This is a genomic window from Vibrio sp. Vb0304 (genome assembly GCF_033338995.1).
Lineage (GTDB): Bacteria > Pseudomonadota > Gammaproteobacteria > Enterobacterales > Vibrionaceae > Vibrio > Vibrio alginolyticus.
In genome coordinates this window covers 39,214-60,717 of sequence record NZ_JAWOTT010000023.1, presented here as the reverse complement: position 1 = coordinate 60,717, position 21,504 = coordinate 39,214, and the positions used below count along the sequence as shown (strand labels likewise).

Here is a 21,504-nt window from a genome sequence, read left to right as displayed (position 1 = left end):
CGTAGTAGATGCAGCGGCTTTTTTCTATCTGCACCTTTTACTAGGTTGATTGGGGATGAGGGTTAAACAAAGTGAAAGAAAGAAGGGCGAGTATAATTACTCACCCTGAGGTAAGTGCTTTTCAATTTCATCGTTTTCAACTTGTAAAGCAGCTAACCAATAAGAAACAAGTGCGGTTAAGTTGGTGTCGTCAATGGCTCTAAGCAGGGCTTTTAAATCATCTAACAGTAATTTATTCATAAAATGCATTTCTTTGTAATTGCCTAACTCGGCAACGCCGTATTCGGTGGCATTTTCTGCAATGAATTGTTCACCATCTTGATCGAAGAACAGCTTCGCCATCTTTTTGATCATCACTTTTTCTATTTTCACGAATCGATATGCCGCTCTTGCGAGTGTCATATGTGATTGCGGGTTAACGAGAGGCAAACACGTTTGGCGATGGTGTGTCATTTTTACGAGTAGCTCCCTTACTCGATTGTTATCCAATGTCATAGTGACCTCTTTATTTATGACTATTGTCGTGGGACATTTCTCGTGATGGTTATGTTAATGCGCCTGTGGGCTTGTCAGAAATGGCCAAAGCAAGTTGGCCATTTCTTTGATCAATACCGAGCTTTATTGCAAAGGCGACCACCAAGTTTTAGCTAATAAGGCTGATGCTGCTGAGTTTTTCTTTGCAGCTTTTTATATCGCTACGAACTTTCAGCAGAACCGAGTTATCCGCCTGCTCTGGGTGGGAAGTAATCAAATTCTCAATCTCTTTGAGTACCTTGCTTTCGACACCTTCAAGCTGTTCTAAATACATAGACTCTTTGTCAGAGGACACTTCCTTCATCACGTCGCTGTAGACCTCACGCGCCTTGATGGTGTAGGAAACCGGAGTGTCGTCGGCAGATTCTTCATTGTTACTTGCTAGAGAGTAGGGAGTGAGCTCAATGACTGCACGCTCACGTACTCTGAGCAGTTCTACCAACACATTATTCAAAGAAGTGTTGTCGATGTTCTCGATGGCCTTGTTGTAAATTTCATTTCCGCTTTCGATAAGCTCAATGATTGAGGCGATGTTTTCATTTTTCATATGCCACTCCTTATTTACTGGTGATAGGGGTGTTTGAGCGTATGGAATACAAACACGATGTTCATCTTCAATTGCAGGTTGTATGCCAATGAGTTTTAAGTCTTATTAATCAGTGACTTAATGTCTTGTTTTGCAATAAATTGCTAACAGTCGGTAAGGCGCTAAGAAAAAATTACAAGAATGGCGGGGAAAGCCTGGAAAGAATTACACGTACAGATACGGCTTTTTATCGAAATAAAAATAAAATCAATAAAAAACAACAACTTAAAATTCTGGCATGGATATGGCTTTGTAGGGAGTAAGTGAGGTCAAACATTGTTTCACTTGATTCACTATTCAACTCATTAATGGAGGCTAGTTATGGCTACTACAAAAGAAAGCACAGTAAAACCTCAAGAGCAGTTAGAAGAAGCATATCACTTAGCGGAACAAGCCACGACGGAAGCCGTTGGCGCGATGAAAGATCAAGCCAAAGAGAAGCTGGATGTCGGTGCACAGCAAGTTCAGCAGGCGACTAAGTCGGCAGAAAATGTAATCAAGGAGCGCCCATTGCTGAGCATAGGCTGTGCCTTCCTTGCTGGTTGGGCGGTTTCGAAGCTGATCAAATAATAGTGGTCACCAAGGATTAAGCCACACAACAGAAAGGCGAGGCTTCACATGAATAACTCAGGGCAAGTTACCAATCAGCAATCAGGCTCGGCGGCTTCAGACAGCGGCCGAGCCCCTGATGGGGCAGAAGAACAGGATATCCAACAAACCATTAATGGTTTGAGCAGCATTCTTGCGCAATTGGACCAACTGACGAAATCGCTAAAAGCATGGTCAGGTTCAACGTTGGATTTGTTCCTCTTGGAGATGAAAGTTAACGTGTCCGCAGTGCGTCAGATTTTGCTGTGTACCGTTGTTTTTACCCTATTGTCGGTATTGTTCGTATTCAGTTTGTGCCTTGCCTCTGGGGTGGTGGCTTATCAGTTAACTGCCAACGTATATGTTGCCGTGGGTGTATTTATCACATCATTAGGCTTGGCATTATTTGCTTTAGCCTGGTGGCAGAAGCGTTTAGTTGGATTTCTTGGATTCAAAAATACGACAGAACAATTACAGGAGGGGTGGGATGCGCTCGCTACAAAAGCTCAATCGAGCCATGCGGATCAAGCGGATGGAAGGTAAAGCATCTCTAGAGCAATGTTGTTTGTCGATGGAAATGTTCACGTTTACCACCAAGAAGTTTGTGAGAGAAAACCCTTGGACGACATTAGGCATTAGTGCTGTCGTTGCCGTTACCGCAGCAAAAGCAGGTCGATTGTCTCGACTGACTTCTTCTATTTCGTCAATGGGGCTATTGGTTAGCAGCGTGTCTGATATTACCGATTCGCTCACAAAGCCGGTCGCGGCAGCTTCTCTGGATGAGTCAGATGCGGAGCAAAATGGAAATGCAGCAACACAAGTAAGCAACGCTGCGACGACAGAGGGCGAACCACTCTAATAGCGGATTTCACCGCAAAATTTTCTTACCGATTCTGAGCTTATTATGACAGCGAAATTGAACATTCCTGCCAACACTGCGATTGGTGCAACGCTTCTCGTCCTGTTACTCGTCCCAGGGCTGTATTTTGCCAAGCCAATATTGTTACCTATTGTACTTAGCACCTTTATTTCTCTGCTGTGCAGTCCTTTCATTAATTATCTTGAAGACAAAGGCTTACCACGTGCTATTACCGTCGTGTTGACACTGTCATTCCTCGTTGGCGCCTCAATTATTGGTCTTGCCGCCATGTCGGAGCCCGCCAAGCAATGGTGGTCTGAGCTGCCCAGTATCGTGAAAAATGTGTCGCAAGAAGTAAGCGAAGTTACTAAAGCTTCGGCTGATCACCTTAATACTCCATTGAATATCGCCAATGATATGAGTATGGATGAGGTCGGGAACAACACCGTCTTTTCTTTGGTAAAAACGCTCGCGACCACTACGCCGACGATTTTGACACAAGCGATGATCGTGCTGTTTATGGTTTACTTTATGCTCAATCATGGACGAAGCTTATTTCGAAAGTCAGTGTCTTACTTACATGGGTTTGCCAAGCAGCGCCAAGCGATTGAGTTGGTCAAAGCACTACAGAAAGACCTATCTCGATACATTGGCACTATCACGTTGGTGAATGCGGGACTTGGGTTGAGTGTTGGGGCGGTGTTTTTTGTTTTAGGCCTTGAGGACCCGTTCTTGTGGGGCGCGTTTGCTGGCGTGATGAATTTTGCGCCGTATCTCGGCCCAGTCATCTCCATGGTGAGTTTCGGTTTTGTGGCTTATCTGCAGTTGGAGTCGGTCAGTTTTATGCTGACGGTGGTGTCTATCTATTTACTGCTCAATTTGATTGAAAGTCAGTTTGTTACACCAACACTATTGGGGAAAAGGTTTAACTTAAACCCGTTAGTGATTTTTGTTTGGCTTGTTTTTTGGGGCTGGCTTTGGGGCGGAATGGGACTATTGATCGGTGTGCCGTTGCTGGTTTGTATCAATATTTTGGTTGATCGTCTAGAGCTATGCCAATCAACCCAAAATCAAGCAAAGCAAATCACCTCCGCGGACGTGGCACCGCGAGAGTGACTTGAGGGTCAAGCTGGTTCAACGAAACAGTTTTCCAGCGCTCACTGGCTGACTAAATAAATATCCCTGACCATAAATACAGCCTTTTTCGAATAAGTAATCGGCTTGTTCCCGAGTTTCTATCCCTTCCGCGACGACTTTCAACGACAGCGTTTTTCCCATGGCAATAATGGCATTCACAATCGCGTTGCTGTCGCTATTACTTGGGACATCACTGACAAATGAGCGGTCAATTTTCAGTTTGTTGATTGGCAAACCTTTCAAGTAAGACAAAGACGAATAGCCAGTTCCAAAGTCATCCAGAGAAATCTCAATACCCAGCTCTCGTAATTGATTTAACGATGCAATGGCTTGTTGAGGGTCGATCAGTAAAAAGCTCTCTGTGATCTCCAAATCTAACCGTTGGGCAGGGTATCCGGTGTTATCGAGGATAGTACTTAATCGCTGAATGAAATTTGACTGCTGAAGCTGCAACGCAGAAACATTGACGGCGATTTTGCCAAACTCGATGCCTTGGTCCAGCCAAGCATTACCTTGCAAACAAGCTTGTTGTAACACCCACTCACCAATGCTTTGAATCAGCCCTGTTTTTTCTGCAATTGGAATAAAGTCTGCTGGTGGTACAGGGCCAAACTCTGGATGCTGCCAGCGTAATAAAGCTTCCACGCCGACAATCGAATTTTGTTCCAAGTTGTATTGCGGTTGGAATTCTAACCGGAGTTGTTGTTTTTCTATTGCTTGATGCAAAGCGGATTGAATGCGTACATGGGATACGGATTTATCGGTCAAATCCGGTGAGTAAAACGCGTAGCCGTTGCGTCCATTTTTCTTCGCTAAGTACATCGCGGTGTCTGCGTTTTTCAGTAAGGTTTCACTGTCTTGACCGTCTCTTGGGTACAAGGCAATACCAATACTTGTCGAGACACGAAGTGAGTCGTGGTTTGCCAAGTCGAATGGTTGCTGGAATACGCTTAGAATATCGCCGACGGTTTCCAATAAGGAAACATCACTATGGATGTCTGGCAAAATAATCACAAATTCATCGCCGCCAATGCGAGCCACATGCGCATTGAGGTGAAGCACATCTTGCAGACGAATCGCTAACTTAGACAGCAATTGGTCACCACAGAAGTGGCCCATGCTATCGTTGATGTGTTTGAAATGGTCGATATCTAAGAATAGGGTGGCAAACGTCTGCTGGCTTTTGTGTCCGGTTTCGATGTGTTGCTCGAGTAAGCTAAGTAAATGAGTGCGATTAGGTAGATTGGTTAATGGATCGTAAAAAGCCATGCGCTGCAGCTTTTCTTCGTGTGCCTTACGCACAGAGATATCTTCAAACACACAAATGTAGTTAATAAGGTGGTTTTTATCGTCCATTACGGCGCTAATGGTCGCTAATTGCGGATAAATGCTGCCATCTTTCTTTCTGTTGATGAATTCGCCTTTCCATTGGCCTTTGTTTTCGAGTTGATGCCACAACTGTTGATAGAAACCTTGATCATGATGACCTGAGCGCAGAATTCGTGGGTTTTTTCCTATCACCTCTTCAGAGCGGTAACCTGTAATTTGGGTAAAAGCCGTGTTTACATCAATGATGTTGGCATTGCGGTCTGTAATGACCATGCCTTCTTGCGAATTGTTGAAAATTTGGGACGCTAAGGAGAGCTGCGTTTCTACCATTTTTCGGCGGGTGATGTTACGTGTCATCCCCAGAATGCCGATTAAGTTTCCCGCATGATCACGGACAGGAGACTTAATGGTTTCTAGCCAAGTGGGGTTATTGTTGTCATCAATTTGACGGCATTCTTCAACAATATTTTGCGTGCCAGTGGCTACCACCAATTTATCGGCATCAATGAATTTTTCCGCACGTTCATGGCTAAACAGGGCAAAATCGTCTTTTCCAATGATTTCACTGTTGGTTTTTTGCCACGCGTTTTCTACGCTTCGATTGGTCATCGAATAAAGACCATCCATGCCTTTTATCCATACGTGGTCTTCAAGGCAGTCGATAAACTCTTGTAGTGTTGGTGTTGGCTTTATTTCCGCGCTTTGATGTCGCGTTTGTTCTTGCTGACAGTGCAAGTTGATATCAAAGCTGATCCGCCCCGCGATTGCGCTTAGCCATGCCGAAACAACCGTTGATTGATCATTAGGGTGAGTCAGTGTCAGTACGGCAAGCAATTCGCCATTAGGTAGCCAAATCGGTCCAATGCTCAAGGTTTGCTCTTCAAAGGGGGTATGGCTAACTGTAAAATCTGTCGGCGTAAAGTGATCGACAACTTGCGTTATCACATCGATGATAGCACGATGATTTTGGGTTGAGGTGGACACCTCAGTCGATAGCCACTGCTGAGTATCGCTCAGAGTATAAAGCTGTCCCTGAGCTTGAGTTACATCACAGCATTGTCGCAGAACGTGTTGCCAGTCTGCCATCAAAGGCGAAGGAATAGCGAAGCGAAACATAATTAATAACGAGTCCTAAATCGCCCAAAGGTAATTATATTAGAATCTAGCGTAAGCTATTGGGCTTTGTGAGTATCGTATCCAACGCGTAGCTAAATCCTAGCAGCGTAAAGTGCTTTCTATCATTAAAATGTTATCTATATCTCTTTTTTATCCAACTTATTGCATCGTTTTTTAGGGCTTTGGATAGGTGATTAAGAAGCGTTTACCGCTTTGGTTTTCTTGCCCCATGAGACTTGCTGAATGACTAAGCCACTGATGATCAATACCAGGCCAATCAAGGTTGAAGGATGAATTTCTTCGCCGATGATGGTAGCTAACAACATGAGTGAGATAAATGGAGAAGCAAAGATCAGATTACTGATACGCGCGGTGTTTTGCGTTGATTTGAGTGCGCTCAGCCACAAAACGAAAGTGATCCCCATTTCAAACAGTCCGACATACGTCACCGCTGCCCAGCCTTTAATTGAGATTGCCTGCCAGCTCGCACCTTCATAAAGACTTAAACCAATGGCGAATGGAATAGCGACCAAAAAGCCGAGCAGAACGCCAACCACAGGGTCGGCCTTATTTTTGGTATTTAAAATCCAGTAACCGGCCCACAGCAGCGTTGATAGCAGCGCAAGACCAACACCCAACGGGCTCTCAAATTCCATGCCTAAAAGATTTCCTTGTGTGGCAATCACTATCACGCCGACATAACTAAAACCGCAAGCCAGCCAGTCCTTACCACGGATCTTTTGTCCTAAGAAAACAGCGGCCATTAGCGTTAAGGTGATGGCCCAGCTGTAGTTGATCGCTTGAGCCTGAGATGCGGGCAGCAAGTCATATGCTTTGAACAGAATAACGTAATACGCCAAAGGGTTAATCAACCCAAGCAGTAGGTAATACCAAGGGTTTGAGAAAAATGTAGCGCTTAACTGGCCCAGTTTACCTTGCACACCACAGATTACTGTTAGCGCAATCGCAGAGACGATGCTGGCAATGCATAGCATTTGAATCGGCGTAAATTCTGCCAACGTGAGTTTAAATGCGGTTGCAACGGTAGACCAAAGTAATACTGCTGAGAGCCCAAATCCTAGGGCGCGACGCTCGTTCATGATGCCTCTGCGTGATGATGTGCCGCTCGGTTTGGATAATTTGAGCGGAAGAAAGAATATTATAGGAAGGCCTAGTGTATGCGAGGATTTTTCATCCAACAAACTGGACATTTATCCAGTGTCTAAATACCATTGTTATAGATACAAAACACAGGCTAACTCGCTATTATGCAATGGATTCTTGAGTACCAATCTCTCATTCTCTCTTCTCTTTGTGCTGCCACGCTTAGTGGTGTCGCTGCCGGTTGGTGGGTGAAACAGCGTTTTATCACCCAAACTCAGCTTCTCGAGCAACAACTTGTTTCAGAAAAACAGCTTCATCAACAGCAACTTGAACAGGTCAAGCAAAGCCTTGCCGATGCTCAGCAAGAGTTGGATGAATTAGATGATGAGCGCGATAAAGCCGCGTTTGAAGTGCGTCAAACGCACGGAAAGCTGATGGCAGCTATGGAAAAACTGCGTTACTTCGAGGCCGTAAAGCAAGAGCGCCAGCAATACTTTGATGAGCTTGGTCAAATGCGTGAACACAAATCACGTCTAGAAACGCAACTGCGTGAACAGCAAGCTCGCCATGAGCAAATTAACCAAGCTAATGCCGAAAAACTGCAAATTTTAGAACAAGCGGAAGCACGCTTGAAACAACAATTTGAGCACTTGGCAAATCAACTGTTTGAAGAAAAAACCGCGAAGGTCGATTTGCAAAACCGTCAGAGTTTAGAAGGCTTGTTGTCACCGCTTAGAGAACAGTTAGAAGGGTTCAAAAAGCACGTTAATGACAGCTTTAGCCAAGAAGCTAAAGAGCGCCATACCCTAGTGCATGAGCTGAAAAACCTGCAACGTTTGAACGAGCAAATGACGCGCGAAGCGGTTAATTTGACCCAAGCGTTGAAAGGGGACAACAAACAACAAGGTAACTGGGGCGAAGTGGTGCTCGCTAGGGTACTTGCCGAATCTGGCTTGCGTGAAGGGCACGAATATCAGACTCAGGTGAACTTACAAAATGAAGCAGGCAAGCGTTACCAACCTGATGTCATTGTTCATCTCCCACAAAACAAACAAGTGGTTGTGGATTCTAAAATGGCGCTGGTTGCCTATGAGCGCTACTTCAACGCCGAAACTGATGCTGAGCGCGATCAGGCTTTGAATGCGCATTTAGCCGCTCTACGTGCACATATCAAAGGGTTAAGCATGAAGGACTACCACAAACTCAAAGGTATTCAGAGTTTGGACTATGTTCTGATGTTTATCCCGGTTGAGCCGGCGTTCCAAGTCGCGATTCAAGCCGATCCAAGTTTGATCAAAGACGCGATGGAGCAAAACATCATTTTGGTGAGCCCAACAACGTTGCTGGTGGCACTGCGCACCATTGATAATCTATGGCGCAATGAACGCCAAAATGAAAACGCCAAAATGATTGCGCAGCGTGCGACAAAACTCTACGACAAATTACGATTGTTTGTAGACGACATGGAGGGGCTCGGTGGTGCGCTGGATAAGGCGAATCAAAGCTATCAAGGTGCGATGAACAAGCTTGCCACAGGGCGCGGAAATGTGATTCGCCAAGCCGAAAGCTTTAAACACTTGGGAGTTGAAATTAAACGACCGATTTCTTCCGACCTCGCGCAGTTAGCGCAGAGTGATGCATTTTCAGAAAATGACCCGTTAGTAGAAAGACATCCGGCTGAGGATAAAGTAAACTAATCGCCCGCAGTGCAGTGGGCGATTTTATTTGTCAACAAACGCCCCGTAGAGGAAAGCGCTGCCTAAGAGGAATTAGAATGACGGACACAAGTTTGCAATCCAATACAGCGTTAGAGAATGAAACCACTCACTTTGGTTTCTCTACAGTGGCAAAAGACGAAAAAGTGACTAAGGTTGCCGAAGTATTCCACTCCGTGGCAACAAAATACGACATCATGAATGACCTGATGTCTGGTGGTATTCACCGCCTTTGGAAGCGCTTCACTATCGATTGTAGTGGTGCTCGCCCTGGCCAACGTATTCTTGACCTAGGTGGTGGTACGGGTGATTTGACGGCGAAATTCTCGCGCATTGTTGGCGATGAAGGCCATGTCATCCTTGCCGATATCAATAACTCAATGCTTAACGTTGGTCGCGATAAACTGCGTGACAACGGTATTGTGGGTAACGTGCATTACGTTCAAGCCAACGCAGAAGAACTGCCGTTCCCTGATGATTATTTTGATGTCATCACCATCAGTTTTTGTTTGCGTAATGTGACAGACAAAGACAAAGCGCTTCGTTCAATGTTCCGCGTACTGAAGCCAGGCGGCCGTCTATTGGTGTTGGAATTTTCAAAACCAGTGCTAGAGCCGTTATCGAAAGTATACGACGCATATTCATTCCACTTGTTGCCGAGAATCGGTGAGCTAGTTGCGAATGACTCAGAGAGTTACCGCTACCTAGCGGAGTCAATCCGTATGCATCCAGACCAAGAAACGCTGGAAGGCATGATGCAAGACGCAGGTTTTGAAAACACCAAATACTACAACTTAACTGGTGGTATTGTGGCTTTGCATCGCGGTTATAAATTCTAAGGGTTAACGGCATGCCATTTGAACCACTTATCACCGCTGTGATTGAAACGTCACTGAATACACTGATCAAAGACGACCCTGCATTGGGCCGTCGTTTAGCGCGTCTAAAAGGTCAAGTTATTCAAGTTCACCTGAAAGAGATCAATAAAACACTGACATTTGTTTTTAGTCAGCAAATTGATGTGCTTGGTCATTACGAAGGGCAGCCTAACTGCTATCTATCGCTCAACTTGAGTGTGTTACCAGAGCTGCGCGATCAGGCCAACATCACTCGTCTTATTAAACAAGATAAACTTGAACTCGAAGGCGATATTCAATTGGCGCAGAAATTCTCTCAGTTGATGGTGGATTGCAAACCAGATGTTGAAGAGTGGTTGTCTCGCGTGACTGGCGATGTCGCCGCACATACCTTTGTGCAAGGCTCAAAAAACATCGGCAACTTTCTTGCGTCTCAAGCAGAAAAACACCAACGTCATCTTGCGCAAGTAGTGACTGAAGAATGGAAACTGGCTCCCGCTCCGTTAGAAGTGGCCTATTTCTGCGACCAAGTTGATGAGGTTCGCAGCCAGGCTTCTCGCATTGAAGCTCGTTTAACGGCTTTGCTGAATAAGCTGGATGCAGATAAGCCTGCATTGGAGAAACCATGACGCCAGCAGAACTAAAGCGCTTATACCACATCGCCAAAGTACAACTGGAATACGGCTTAGATGAGCTGCTTCCCGATCACCAACTGACCAAAGCTCCGCTTTTACTGCGCAAAAGCTTGTTTTGGATTAAGAACAAGCACCCAGAAAAACCACTCGGTGAACGTCTGCGTTTAGCACTGCAAGAGCTGGGGCCGGTTTGGATTAAGTTCGGTCAGATGATGTCGACGCGCCGTGACTTATTTCCTCCGCATATCGCTGATCCCCTAGCTTTACTTCAAGACCAAGTCGCGCCTTTTGATGGCGAGTTGGCAAAAAAGCAGATGGAGCAAGCATTAGGTGGTCCGTTAGAAAAATGGTTTACCGAGTTTGATATCAAACCACTGGCGTCTGCGTCGATTGCTCAGGTACATACTGCGCGCATAAAAGACACTAACCAAGAAGTGGTATTAAAGGTTATCCGCCCAGATATTCGCCCAGTCATTGATTCAGATCTAAAACTGATGCACCGAATGGCGCGTATAGTCGCCGGAGCGATGCCTGAAGCACGTCGTTTAAAACCAGTTGAAGTCGTGCGTGAGTACGAGAAAACCCTGCTTGATGAACTCGACTTGCGACGTGAGGCGGCGAATGCCATTCAGTTGCGCCGCAACTTTGAGGGCAGCGAAGAATTGTATGTTCCTGAAGTTTTTCCCGACTTCAGTAATGAAACTGTCATGGTTTCTGAGCGAATATATGGCATTCAAGTCTCTGATATTGAAGGCTTGAAAGCAAATGGCACCAATATGAAATTGCTCGCGGAACGCGGTGTGAGTGTGTTCTTCACTCAGGTGTTCCGAGACAGCTTTTTCCATGCCGATATGCATCCGGGTAATGTGTTCGTCAAACCCGAACATCCAGAGAACCCAATGTGGATAGGGCTAGATTGCGGAATCGTTGGTACACTTAATAGCGAAGACAAGCGTTATCTGGCGGAAAACTTCCTGGCGTTTTTCAATCGTGACTACCGCCGAGTGGCGGAGTTACATGTGGATTCAGGGTGGGTGCCTGCGGATACCAATGTCGATGAGTTTGAGTTCGCGATTCGCATTGTGTGTGAGCCTATTTTTGCTAAGCCATTGTGCGAAATCTCCTTTGGTCATGTGTTGTTGAATTTGTTCAACACGGCACGTCGATTCAATATGGAGGTTCAGCCACAGCTTGTACTGTTGCAAAAAACGCTGTTGTACGTGGAAGGGCTTGGTAGGCAGCTATATCCTCAACTTGATTTGTGGGAGACCGCAAAACCATTCCTGGAGGAATGGATGATGAATCAAGTTGGGCCGCAAGCTCTAGTGAATGCGATTAAAGACCGCGCACCATTTTGGGCAGAGAAATTACCTGAACTGCCAGAGCTACTTTACGATAGCCTGAAACAAGGTAAAGCGATGAATCAACGTATGGATCAGCTTTATCAAGGGTATCGCCAGAGCAAGCGCCAGCAGGCGACAGGAAAGTTTTTGTTTGGCGTTGGCGCGACTTTAGTCGTATGCTCGGCAATATTGGTGAACGATGCTTTTGAGCAGCTTTCGTTGGCCTGCGGTATCGCAGGTGTCACATTTTGGCTGCTTAGTTGGCGAGCTTATCGTCAATAGACGTTAAACTCTTGAAATATTTTTGTTTGTTTAAAGACCCGAGGTAAAGAGAATGGGTGGTATCAGTGTTTGGCAACTTCTAATCATTGCTGTAATTGTTGTATTGCTATTCGGAACAAAGAAACTACGCGGTATCGGTGGCGATCTGGGTGGTGCCGTTAAGGGCTTCAAAAAAGCGATGAGCGAAGATGAACCTGCGAAAAATGACAAAGACGCAGACTTCGAACCAAAAAGTCTAGAAGAGCAGCAGAAAAAAGAAGCTGCTCCTGAAACGAAAAAAGACAAAGAGCAGGCGTAAAACGTGTTTGATATCGGTTTTTGGGAACTGGTATTAATATCTGTTGTTGGTCTGGTCGTTCTTGGGCCGGAGCGTTTGCCTCATGCTATTCGCAGCGTGTCTCGCTTTATCGGTGCCGCTAAGAGTATGGCAAATAGCGTCAAAGACGAATTGTCACACGAGCTGAAAGTCCAAGAGCTGCAAGAAAACTTGCGCAAAGCAGAACAAATGGGGATGGATGATTTGTCCCCTGAGTTGAAATCTTCAGTTGAAGAGTTGAAGAAGGCAGCGCAATCTGTAAATCGTCCTTACGCAAAGAACACCGATTCAGAGGCTGAGCCTGTAAAAACAGAGCCAGCAGTCGAAGAGGCCGTGAAAGCGCAAGAGAGCAAGGTTACAGCGGCAGATAAGAAAGCCGAATAGTCTCATTCGGAGGAGCTACTAGTGATTGGTAGCTCCTTTTTGATCTGGTTTTTAATAAGAGGTTTGCCATGTCTACCGTCGAGCAGACACAACCTTTAATTAGTCATTTGTTGGAGCTTCGCAACCGACTACTGCGTTCAATCCTCGCAGTGTTGGTCGTGTTTGTTGGACTAATTTATTTCTCTAACCACATTTACGAGTTTGTTTCCGCACCTTTAGTAGAGCGTCTACCTGAAGGCGCGACCATGATTGCTACGGATGTAGCGTCACCTTTTTTTACGCCACTTAAGCTGACGTTAATTGCTTCGGTATTTATTGCGGTGCCTTTTATCTTGTATCAAGTGTGGGCATTTGTAGCGCCAGGTTTGTACAAGCATGAACGTCGATTGATCATGCCACTGCTGTTTTCGAGTTCGCTATTGTTCTACTGTGGAGTGGCATTTGCCTACTTCGTGGTATTTCCATTGGTGTTTGGCTTCTTTACCGCTATCTCTCTTGGTGGAGTAGAGTTTGCAACTGATATCTCGAGTTATCTCGACTTTGTGCTGGCGCTATTTATGGCGTTTGGTATCGCATTCGAGGTGCCTGTTGCGATTATTTTGTTGTGTTGGACTGGGGCCACTACACCAGAAGATTTAAGACAGAAACGTCCTTATATTATAGTGGCTGCGTTTGTCGTAGGTATGGTGTTAACGCCACCAGACATGATCTCGCAAACCTTACTCGCTATTCCGATGTGTTTACTGTTTGAAGTCGGTTTGTTCTTCGCGCGTTTTTATACTCGTCGAAGCGAAGAAGTAGAAGCGGAAACCGAAGAATAAGGCTAATCTAGATGTGAAAAGCGGCTCAATTGAGCCGCTTTTTTTGCGGTTGGTTTTTTCTTGGGCTAATTACTTAACTTTCATGACGTAACCACATTTTGTGCATACGTATACTTCCTTGATGCCCAGCAGCTTTTGAAAAAAACTGCGCGGTACGCGTTGTAAGTAAGCACCATGTGTACACACTTCAACTTCCATATTCATGCTGTTTTACATTTGTGCTAATTAATGGGCGTAAATCAGTATAGAAAAATAATGTGTCGAGTTGTCGACAGTTTTGCAAAGCGGACGAAGTAAAGTGACGATATGAGAAGTAAGTAGAGTTGCTAGTTAATTATTATGTTTATCAATAATTTTGTATGGATTGTTCTACTATTTCAACGGGTTGAATCGTTCATTCAATAGTTTAGGTGATAAAAAAGCGACGTTGATTTCGTCGCTTTTTTCAATTCTCGTGAATTAAATATTAAACAGCTTTTTGGCATTCTCAGTCGTTATGGCATCGATGGTTGCGATGTCGACATCACGCAAGTCGGCAACACGTTGTGCAACGAGAGAAGTGTAGGCTGGTTCATTACGTTTACCACGGTGTGGCACAGGCGCTAAATATGGACAGTCGGTTTCTAAAATGACCCACTGCATATCCAAATGTGGAATGACTTTATCCATCCCGCCATTCTTAAAGGTCGATACGCCACCCAAGCCTAAGTGGAAGCCTAGCTCATTGATTGATTGCGCTTCTTCTAAGCTGCCTCCAAAACAGTGGAATACACCACGCAGACGACCATCTTGCTCTTGTCTTAGCAAAGTGAGTGTTTCTTCAATCGAATCACGAGTGTGGATAACGACTGGTAAGTCCATCTCTTTTGCCCAGTTAAGTTGAGCTACGAACGCCATTTCTTGCTCAGCACGATAGGTTTTATCCCAATACAGGTCGATACCGATTTCGCCCACCGCAATAAACTTGTGTTTCTCAAACCAACCGCGGATGATCTCCAACGTTTGTTCAACATTGCTGTCCACATAACAAGGGTGGAGTCCCATCATTGAGTGGCACACGTCAGGATATGCCGCTTCGGTTTGTAGCATGGGCTCAATAGAGTCCAGATCGATGTTTGGCAACAGGATTTTATTAATGCCTTGCGTTAAGGCGCGTTGTACTACTTCATCGCGGTCGTTATCAAATTCGCTGGCATAGATGTGCGCGTGGGTATCGATCATCGTTACTCTCTGTGCTTCATAGTTGGTTTCGTATTCGAAGTATACTTGAGTGTGAGTGCTGGGTCATTTTCAGTTTTTTTCATTACCTTTTTCCAGATTGTCACTCGCAACATGCATCAAGAGTGATATGATTTTGTTCACCAGATGATTTGATCATCATAACCGTCCAGACAAGGAGAAAATGGTGTCTGTATCAATTCAAGGTCCATTCCCTGCACGCCGTATGCGTCGTTTACGTAAGCACGATTTTAGTCGTCGTTTGATGGCTGAGAACCAACTTTCTGTTAATGATCTGATTTACCCAATGTTCATTCTTATGGGTAAAGATCGTCGTGAGAGCGTGGAGTCCATGCCGGGTGTAGAGCGTTTGTCGATTGATTTAATGCTAGAAGAAGCACAATACCTTGCAAATCTAGGCGTTCCAGCAATCGCGCTTTTCCCTGTCGTAAACCAAGACGCTAAAAGCTTATGTGCTACTGAAGCCTACAACCCAGAAGGTTTGGTTCAGCGAGCAGTACGAGCGCTTAAAGAACACATTCCTCAAATTGGTGTAATCACAGACGTGGCACTCGACCCATTCACGACACATGGCCAAGACGGCATCATCGATGAAGATGGCTACGTAATGAATGATGAAACCACAGAAGTATTGGTTAAGCAGGCTTTGTCTCATGCAGAAGCGGGTGCTGACGTAGTCGCGCCTTCAGACATGATGGATGGCCGAATTGGTAAGATCCGCGAAGCATTAGAAAACGCGGGCTACATTCATACTCAAATCATGGCTTACTCGGCTAAGTACGCATCGAACTACTACGGACCATTCCGTGATGCGGTTGGCTCTTCTTCAAATCTAAAAGGCGGCAACAAGAAAAACTACCAAATGGACCCAGCAAACATTGATGAAGCGATTCACGAAGTGGCGCTAGACATCAACGAAGGTGCGGACATGGTGATGGTTAAACCTGGTATGCCATACTTAGATGTAGTTCGCCGAGTAAAAACTGAACTTCAAGTACCGACATTTGCTTATCAAGTCTCTGGCGAGTACGCGATGCATAAAGCGGCGATCATGAATGGCTGGCTCAAAGAGCGTGAAATTGTGATGGAATCACTATTGTGCTTCAAACGTGCAGGTGCAGATGGCATCTTAACGTACTTTGCGAAAGACGTTGCTGAGTGGTTGGCAGAAGAGAATGCACAAACTGCTCAACACCTAAATCGTACTCCGGAAGCGACAGAAGAGTAATTATCGCTCAGTGAGAAATACCAGACCAACAAGAGTTGTTCGTCTGTATATACCCAAGTAACCTCAGGCGGATTACAACAGTAACAATCCAAGGTGCTTGGGTATTTTTATTTTGGAGAAGAGAACAATGACAATGCTGATTCGTGAAGGCACATTGGAAGAAGCACTTCAAGTTGTGGCGCGTGTTACCGAGTTTTCGAAAGGAGAAACGGTAGACTCCATGACTCAACGTTTAGAAGAGAAAAACAGTTTAATCCTCGTTGCAGAAAAAAATGGCACGATTGTCGGCTTCAAAATAGGTTACGAATTAGAGGATGGTGTTTTCTATAGCTGGTTAGGTGGTGTTGTCCCTGAAGCTCGAAATGAAGGCGTGGCACAACTGCTTTTGGAAGCTCAAGAGGATTGGGTGGCAGAACAAGGCTACAACACATTAAAAGTGAAATCTCGAAACCAGTTTCCGGCTATGCTTCGCTTGTTATTGAGAAATGGCTATATAATTGAAAAGTTTGAAGAAAAAGTAAATCTTCGAGAATCTCGAGTGCATTTCATTAAAGCAATGTGAAAATAAATGAGATTTTTTCTCATTTAACTGTTGACTACGAAATGAGAATCATTATTATTAAACCTGTCTTAGGGAATGAGGAAAGTTCACAAGGACGTTGAGTGACTTATTAACAGAAGTTAATTAACTGAAAGTTGAGAAGTGATGAAACATTTTTCCGAGAACTTGCACGAATTCTTTTTGACACGACATTGCTCACATTGCTTCCAGTGTAATTTATAGCTTCTTGGTTAAGCTGCTCTATTTACAGAATTTGCTTTACCACTTCTGCTAGGCGACCCCATTCGGGTCGCTTTTTTCTTTTCTACGATTTCTATTTGACGTCACTATTAATATCTTTTCCACATGCGATGATCATTTTAGGAACGTTGATCTTCTCGCTGTTATGAGAATTTGTTGTTATTAATCAATGGTTTGGGTTGGTGTTTTCTTGTTTTTTTTGTTATTGGATAACCAGTGGATAATTTCTATAAACAGAGTTATCCACAGGAGGTGGTGTTTTCGTGAATAAAGTCGGAAAAATTTACGCGACCTAGATCGAGCGAACAAGATAGATTCAGATCAGCAGTCATGGCATCCTAGGCAGATCTCTCAAGTACTGAATTGGATACAGACAATTATGGCAAGTATTCCTGAAAATCCGTTGATCCTTATCGACGGCTCTTCTTACCTATATCGCGCTTTTCACGCCTACCCGGGCACCATGAGCAATGGTGAAATTCCAACTAATGCCGTTTACGGCGTCGTGAACATGTTACGCAGCATGATGCGTCAGTTTGCGTCTGAGCGCATCGCGGTGGTTTTCGATGCAAAGGGAAAAACCTTTCGTGATGATATGTATGCAGAATACAAAGCGAATCGTCCGCCAATGCCGGATGACCTGCGTTGTCAAATTGAACCATTACACAATGTTATTCGTGCAATGGGTTTGCCGCTGATCTGTGTTCCTGGCGTCGAGGCGGATGACGTCATCGGTACGTTAGCATACCAAGCATCACAAAAGGGCATGCCTGTATTGATCAGTACTGGTGATAAAGACATGGCGCAGCTAGTGGATGATAACATTACCTTGATCAACACCATGACGAACGTCGTAATGGATCGTGAAGGTGTGGTTGAAAAGTTTGGCATTCCACCTGAGTTGATCATCGACTACTTAGCACTGATGGGCGATAAAGTAGATAACATTCCTGGTGTACCGGGTGTCGGTGATAAAACAGCGACCGCACTACTGCAAGGTATTGGTGGTCTGACGAAGTTGTATGAAAACCTCGATGATATTGCAGGGCTTGGTTTCCGTGGTTCTAAAACCATGGCGAAAAAGCTCATCGACAACAAAGAAAATGCCATGCTTTCGTATGAGCTCGCGACCATCAAATTGGATGTTGAGCTTGAGGAAACGCCAGAATCATTGCTGAAAGCGGAACCAAATAAAGACGAATTAGTGAAGCTGTATGGCCAACTGACGTTTAAATCTTGGTTGAATGAACTACTTGAAGGCGGTTCTGGATCTGTGGAGGCCGTAGAGCTTGCAGGATCTTCACAAGCTTCTTCTTCTCAAGCCGAGATGGAAACTTCTGCGGTAACAATCGATCGCAGCCAATATGAAACAATTCTGGATAAAGAAACCTTCAATGCTTGGCTAGATAAACTTCAAACGGCTGAGCTGTTTGCATTTGATACGGAGACCGATAACCTAGATTACATGCTAGCGAATCTAGTTGGTTTGTCATTCGCTGTCGATGAAGGTATTGCGGCTTATGTGCCAGTTGCACATGACTATTTAGATGCGCCTGAACAGCTTGATCGTGATTGGGTACTAGAACAGCTGAAGCCAATTCTTGAAGATGCAGCGAAAGCAAAAGTCGGTCAAAACTTAAAGTATGATGCGTCTGTACTCGCTCGTTACGACATTGAGCTAAAAGGTATTAAGCACGACACGATGTTGGAATCGTATATCTACAACAGTGTCGGCGGTAAACACGATATGGACAGCTTGGCGCTTCGCTTCCTACAGCACAGCTGCATTTCTTTTGAGCAAATTGCAGGTAAAGGCAAAAATCAGCTTACGTTTAACCAAATCGAACTGGAACAAGCATCGCCATACGCGGCAGAAGATGCGGATGTGACCCTTCGTCTGCACAATCGCTTGTTTGCTAATATCGAGCAGGATGAAAGCCTAAAGACAGTTTACGAAGAGATTGAAATGCCGTTGGTGCCAGTTCTTTCGCGCATTGAACGCACTGGGGTCTTTATCGATGAAATGAAGCTGAGTGCGCAGTCGGTCGAGATTACCGCTCGCCTTGATGAGCTTGAAAAGAAAGCGTACGAAATTGCTGAGCAAGAGTTTAATATGAACTCTCCAAAGCAATTACAAGCCATCCTATTTGAAAAAATGGGTTTACCGGTTGTGAAGAAAACGCCATCAGGCACACCATCGACGAATGAAGAAGTTCTGCAAGAACTCGCGCTAGACTACCCACTACCAAAACTGATTTTGGAATACCGTGGTCTGGCGAAGCTAAAATCAACTTACACCGACAAACTGCCGAAGATGATCAACCCATCAACGGGTCGCGTGCATACTTCTTACCACCAAGCAGTGACCGCAACGGGTCGTCTATCTTCTACTGATCCGAACTTACAGAATATTCCAATTCGTAACGAAGCCGGCCGTCGTATTCGTCAAGCGTTTGTCGCGCCATCAGGGCATAAAATCTTAGCGGTCGACTACTCGCAAATCGAACTTCGCATCATGGCGCACCTTTCTGGTGACCAAGCGTTATTGGATGCATTCCGTGATGGCAAAGATATCCACGCGGCAACCGCAGCAGAAATCATGGGTGTTTCTATTGAAGACGTTTCAAGTGAGCAACGTCGTCGTGCGAAAGCGGTTAATTTCGGTCTTATTTACGGCATGAGTGCGTTTGGTTTGGCGAAGCAATTAGGCATTCCTCGTGGTGAAGCTCAAGCGTACATGGATACATACTTTGAACGTTACCCAGGCGTGATGCAGTACATGGAAGACACACGCAGCACGGCAGCAGATAAAGGGTATGTTGAAACGATTTTTGGTCGACGTTTGCATTTACCAGAAATCAAATCGCGCAACGGGATGCGTCGTAAAGCTGCTGAACGTGCGGCAATCAACGCACCAATGCAAGGTACGGCTGCGGACATCATTAAGAAAGCGATGCTGTTGGTTGATCAGTGGATTCAGGAAGAAGGCAATGGTCGTGTGAAGTTATTAATGCAAGTACACGATGAATTGGTCTTTGAAGTTGAAGAGTCATCATTGTCCGAAATTGAAAGTAAAGTACAGAAATTGATGGAATCTGCAGCAGAGCTAAAAGTACCGTTGGTTGCAGAAGCAGGTCATGGTGATAACTGGGATCAAGCTCATTAGTCACTTTTAGACCAAAATAACCAATTAATTATGAGCCAGCGCACAAACGCTGGCTTTTTTTTGAGATTAAAAAAGCTAGCGCAAAGTTAACTTTGATGTTGCTTAATAAAAATTTCATGAAAAAAAACTACAAAAATTCTTTGCAATTCTGACCAATTGTTGTACATTAATACTCGTAGGGTACAGAGGTAAGATGTTCTATCTTTCAGACCTTTTGTTTCACGTTATTGGATTAGGCTGATTCAGCCGCCCCAGTCAGTTTTTGACTGGGGCGTTTTTTATTGGGCGAAAGAAAATTATTCTTTTGGATCAGCAGCTTAAAGTTAGCCTTCAAAAACCTTCTTTTTTGACCTTTCTAAGTCACTGCAAAATCTCGATTTTTCCTTCAAATTTATTGCGTTATTCATCCTGTAAATTTACGCCAGTCACACTATTATTTTTTCTTGAAAGAAACTAAGTTACATCTTTTTGAAGATTTGCTTGGCTTAACTGTCTGAATTGTAACGCTATTGGGTGTTTTTGGAGTGAATGTTTGGTGATACACAGGAAACAAGAGCGCTTTTTAACCTATTGAAATCGAATCTCAGTTCAGCAATGCTTCGTCACATAACAATAATTACCAATTTTTCTCTCCCGTTATCCCTGCCAGGAAGGCGGGGATTTTTATTGCCTGTTATTTAGTTCAGATAAACAAAAGCCCCACCAAATGGCAGGGCCGTGTCGAAGAAATTTAACAAATATTGTTAATTATTCTTCATCGCTCGCTGGTATCTCTTGTTCGTCTTCTTCTATCAGGTGTGCTAGTGCTGGTGCAAACCAGGTATCCAGTTTTGCACGTAGCTGATCGACACCTAATCCTTTCAGTGAAGAGAACACATCAACAGAAACGTCACCACCGAAAGTTTCTACTTGCTTACGAACTTTCAGTAGAGTTTGTTTGCGTGCACCACTTTTTAGTTTATCTGCTTTGGTTAGCAAAACTTGCACAGGAATGTGGCTATCGATGGCCCAGAAAATCATTTGTTGGTCGAGATCTTTCATTGGATGACGAATGTCCATTAGAACCACTAAGCCTTTTAGGCACTCGCGTTTCTGTAGGTATTCACCCAAAGATTTCTGCCATTTGTTTTTCATCTCTACCGGTACTTGAGCAAAACCGTATCCAGGTAGATCGACAATGTGACAACCTTCTTCTACTTTGAAAAGGTTGATTAATTGCGTACGACCAGGTGTCTTTGATGTCTTGGCTAAGCTTTTTTGATTAGTTAGACGGTTAAGTGCACTCGATTTACCAGCGTTTGAGCGTCCTGCAAACGCAATTTCGACACCTTCGTCTTCCGGCAGGTGACGAATATCGGGTGCGCTGGTGATGAAATGCGTATTTTGGTAATGAATTTTTACGCTCACTGTTAACTCCATCTCGACTTTGTGTAGTCGATTGATTACTTTTTTGTGAAAATGTG

Annotated in this window: 20 protein-coding genes; 14 read left to right on the top strand and 6 right to left on the bottom strand. The window is 44.5% G+C overall.

Translation table 11 applies throughout. The features are described 5' to 3' along the window. Window positions 1-96: 96 nt before the first annotated feature. Window positions 97-495: a hypothetical protein gene (locus R7P35_RS20040; protein ID WP_005379193.1), complete on the bottom strand. Its 399-nt coding sequence runs from the start codon at window positions 493-495 to the stop codon at window positions 97-99. Between the two features lie 148 nt (window positions 496-643). Then, window positions 644-1,081, bottom strand: a complete 438-nt coding sequence (locus tag R7P35_RS20035) for a DUF2383 domain-containing protein (protein WP_005379194.1) — start codon at window positions 1,079-1,081, stop codon at window positions 644-646. A gap of 360 nt (window positions 1,082-1,441) precedes the next feature. Here R7P35_RS20035 and R7P35_RS20030 point away from each other — a divergent pair, with 360 nt between their 5' ends. From R7P35_RS20030 to R7P35_RS20015, 4 genes are read left to right on the top strand one after another with little or no spacing between them, the layout of a single operon-like run. Then, a complete protein-coding gene (locus R7P35_RS20030) occupies window positions 1,442-1,690 on the top strand; it encodes a hypothetical protein (protein WP_005379196.1) in 249 nt (82 codons plus the stop codon). 48 nt (window positions 1,691-1,738) lie between these two features. Continuing rightward, window positions 1,739-2,251, top strand: a complete 513-nt coding sequence (locus R7P35_RS20025) for a phage holin family protein (RefSeq protein WP_005379198.1) — start codon at window positions 1,739-1,741, stop codon at window positions 2,249-2,251. Then, complete coding sequence (locus R7P35_RS20020; protein ID WP_005379200.1) at window positions 2,241-2,567, top strand: hypothetical protein; 327 nt, start codon at window positions 2,241-2,243, stop codon at window positions 2,565-2,567. Before R7P35_RS20025 ends, R7P35_RS20020 begins: the two co-directional genes overlap by 11 nt. A gap of 45 nt (window positions 2,568-2,612) precedes the next feature. After that, on the top strand, window positions 2,613-3,683 hold the full coding sequence (locus tag R7P35_RS20015) for an AI-2E family transporter (RefSeq protein WP_005379202.1): 1,071 nt from the start codon (window positions 2,613-2,615) through the stop codon (window positions 3,681-3,683). Window positions 3,684-3,701: 18 nt separating this feature from the next. Here R7P35_RS20015 and R7P35_RS20010 read toward each other — a convergent pair whose 3' ends face one another. Then, window positions 3,702-6,149 carry an EAL domain-containing protein gene (locus R7P35_RS20010; protein WP_042522593.1) on the bottom strand — a complete coding sequence of 816 codons (2,448 nt, stop codon included), beginning with the start codon at window positions 6,147-6,149 and terminating at the stop codon, window positions 3,702-3,704. Between the two features lie 194 nt (window positions 6,150-6,343). Further along, entirely contained in the window at window positions 6,344-7,249 is a 906-nt protein-coding gene (locus R7P35_RS20005; protein ID WP_025768291.1) for a DMT family transporter, read from the bottom strand. Between the two features lie 168 nt (window positions 7,250-7,417). On the opposite strand from R7P35_RS20005, the gene rmuC reads away from it, so the two are divergent. The 7 genes from rmuC to tatC all read left to right on the top strand — a co-directional run bounded on the left by rmuC (window position 7,418) and on the right by tatC (window position 13,606). Then, entirely contained in the window at window positions 7,418-8,950 is a 1,533-nt protein-coding gene (gene rmuC, locus R7P35_RS20000) for a DNA recombination protein RmuC (RefSeq protein WP_005379209.1), read from the top strand. Window positions 8,951-9,027: 77 nt separating this feature from the next. Continuing rightward, window positions 9,028-9,807, top strand: coding sequence for a bifunctional demethylmenaquinone methyltransferase/2-methoxy-6-polyprenyl-1,4-benzoquinol methylase UbiE (gene ubiE / locus R7P35_RS19995; RefSeq protein ID WP_005379210.1), 780 nt, complete (start codon window positions 9,028-9,030; stop codon window positions 9,805-9,807). An 11-nt stretch (window positions 9,808-9,818) separates the two neighbouring features. After that, window positions 9,819-10,454 (top strand): SCP2 domain-containing protein, encoded by a 636-nt coding sequence (locus tag R7P35_RS19990; RefSeq protein WP_005379213.1) that lies wholly within the window; start codon window positions 9,819-9,821, stop codon window positions 10,452-10,454. Next, the gene (gene ubiB, locus R7P35_RS19985) at window positions 10,451-12,085 is read left to right on the top strand and encodes a ubiquinone biosynthesis regulatory protein kinase UbiB (RefSeq protein WP_005379226.1); all 1,635 of its coding nucleotides are present in this window, start codon (window positions 10,451-10,453) and stop codon (window positions 12,083-12,085) included. Before R7P35_RS19990 ends, ubiB begins: the two co-directional genes overlap by 4 nt. A gap of 52 nt (window positions 12,086-12,137) precedes the next feature. Then, window positions 12,138-12,383 (top strand): Sec-independent protein translocase subunit TatA, encoded by a 246-nt coding sequence (gene tatA / locus R7P35_RS19980; RefSeq protein WP_005382958.1) that lies wholly within the window; start codon window positions 12,138-12,140, stop codon window positions 12,381-12,383. A 3-nt stretch (window positions 12,384-12,386) separates the two neighbouring features. After that, the gene (gene tatB / locus R7P35_RS19975; protein ID WP_017635021.1) at window positions 12,387-12,785 is read left to right on the top strand and encodes a Sec-independent protein translocase protein TatB; all 399 of its coding nucleotides are present in this window, start codon (window positions 12,387-12,389) and stop codon (window positions 12,783-12,785) included. Window positions 12,786-12,853: 68 nt separating this feature from the next. Continuing rightward, window positions 12,854-13,606: a twin-arginine translocase subunit TatC gene (tatC, locus tag R7P35_RS19970; protein WP_005379234.1), complete on the top strand. Its 753-nt coding sequence runs from the start codon at window positions 12,854-12,856 to the stop codon at window positions 13,604-13,606. A 459-nt stretch (window positions 13,607-14,065) separates the two neighbouring features. On the opposite strand, the gene R7P35_RS19965 is transcribed toward tatC, so the two are convergent. Next, window positions 14,066-14,827 (bottom strand): TatD family hydrolase, encoded by a 762-nt coding sequence (locus tag R7P35_RS19965; protein ID WP_025768294.1) that lies wholly within the window; start codon window positions 14,825-14,827, stop codon window positions 14,066-14,068. 184 nt (window positions 14,828-15,011) lie between these two features. On the opposite strand from R7P35_RS19965, the gene hemB reads away from it, so the two are divergent. The 3 genes from hemB to polA all read left to right on the top strand — a co-directional run bounded on the left by hemB (window position 15,012) and on the right by polA (window position 20,041). Beyond that, on the top strand, window positions 15,012-16,073 hold the full coding sequence (gene hemB, locus R7P35_RS19960) for a porphobilinogen synthase (RefSeq protein ID WP_031777176.1): 1,062 nt from the start codon (window positions 15,012-15,014) through the stop codon (window positions 16,071-16,073). A 127-nt stretch (window positions 16,074-16,200) separates the two neighbouring features. Continuing rightward, complete coding sequence (locus tag R7P35_RS19955; protein WP_005379245.1) at window positions 16,201-16,635, top strand: GNAT family N-acetyltransferase; 435 nt, start codon at window positions 16,201-16,203, stop codon at window positions 16,633-16,635. Between the two features lie 619 nt (window positions 16,636-17,254). Then, window positions 17,255-20,041 (top strand): DNA polymerase I, encoded by a 2,787-nt coding sequence (polA, locus tag R7P35_RS19950; RefSeq protein ID WP_005379246.1) that lies wholly within the window; start codon window positions 17,255-17,257, stop codon window positions 20,039-20,041. A 747-nt stretch (window positions 20,042-20,788) separates the two neighbouring features. On the opposite strand, the gene yihA is transcribed toward polA, so the two are convergent. Continuing rightward, window positions 20,789-21,448, bottom strand: a complete 660-nt coding sequence (gene yihA, locus R7P35_RS19945; RefSeq protein ID WP_017635019.1) for a ribosome biogenesis GTP-binding protein YihA/YsxC — start codon at window positions 21,446-21,448, stop codon at window positions 20,789-20,791. Window positions 21,449-21,504 lie beyond the last annotated feature (56 nt).

Excerpts from the sequence above, each read along its gene's own strand:
- R7P35_RS19955 (WP_005379245.1), top strand. The coding sequence starts at position 16,201 with ATGACAATGCTGATTCGTGAAGGCACATTGGAAGAAGCACTTCAAGTT.
- R7P35_RS20020 (WP_005379200.1), top strand. The coding sequence starts at position 2,241 with ATGGAAGGTAAAGCATCTCTAGAGCAATGTTGTTTGTCGATGGAAATG.
- R7P35_RS19990 (WP_005379213.1), top strand. The coding sequence starts at position 9,819 with ATGCCATTTGAACCACTTATCACCGCTGTGATTGAAACGTCACTGAAT.
- rmuC (WP_005379209.1), top strand. The coding sequence starts at position 7,418 with ATGCAATGGATTCTTGAGTACCAATCTCTCATTCTCTCTTCTCTTTGT.
- R7P35_RS20015 (WP_005379202.1), top strand. The coding sequence starts at position 2,613 with ATGACAGCGAAATTGAACATTCCTGCCAACACTGCGATTGGTGCAACG.
- tatA (WP_005382958.1), top strand. The coding sequence starts at position 12,138 with ATGGGTGGTATCAGTGTTTGGCAACTTCTAATCATTGCTGTAATTGTT.
- polA (WP_005379246.1), top strand. The coding sequence starts at position 17,255 with ATGGCAAGTATTCCTGAAAATCCGTTGATCCTTATCGACGGCTCTTCT.
- R7P35_RS20040 (WP_005379193.1), bottom strand. The coding sequence starts at position 495 with ATGACATTGGATAACAATCGAGTAAGGGAGCTACTCGTAAAAATGACA.
- R7P35_RS20030 (WP_005379196.1), top strand. The coding sequence starts at position 1,442 with ATGGCTACTACAAAAGAAAGCACAGTAAAACCTCAAGAGCAGTTAGAA.
- R7P35_RS19965 (WP_025768294.1), bottom strand. The coding sequence starts at position 14,827 with ATGATCGATACCCACGCGCACATCTATGCCAGCGAATTTGATAACGAC.
- ubiE (WP_005379210.1), top strand. The coding sequence starts at position 9,028 with ATGACGGACACAAGTTTGCAATCCAATACAGCGTTAGAGAATGAAACC.
- R7P35_RS20010 (WP_042522593.1), bottom strand. The coding sequence starts at position 6,149 with ATGTTTCGCTTCGCTATTCCTTCGCCTTTGATGGCAGACTGGCAACAC.
- ubiB (WP_005379226.1), top strand. The coding sequence starts at position 10,451 with ATGACGCCAGCAGAACTAAAGCGCTTATACCACATCGCCAAAGTACAA.
- R7P35_RS20005 (WP_025768291.1), bottom strand. The coding sequence starts at position 7,249 with ATGAACGAGCGTCGCGCCCTAGGATTTGGGCTCTCAGCAGTATTACTT.
- R7P35_RS20035 (WP_005379194.1), bottom strand. The coding sequence starts at position 1,081 with ATGAAAAATGAAAACATCGCCTCAATCATTGAGCTTATCGAAAGCGGA.
- R7P35_RS20025 (WP_005379198.1), top strand. The coding sequence starts at position 1,739 with ATGAATAACTCAGGGCAAGTTACCAATCAGCAATCAGGCTCGGCGGCT.
- tatC (WP_005379234.1), top strand. The coding sequence starts at position 12,854 with ATGTCTACCGTCGAGCAGACACAACCTTTAATTAGTCATTTGTTGGAG.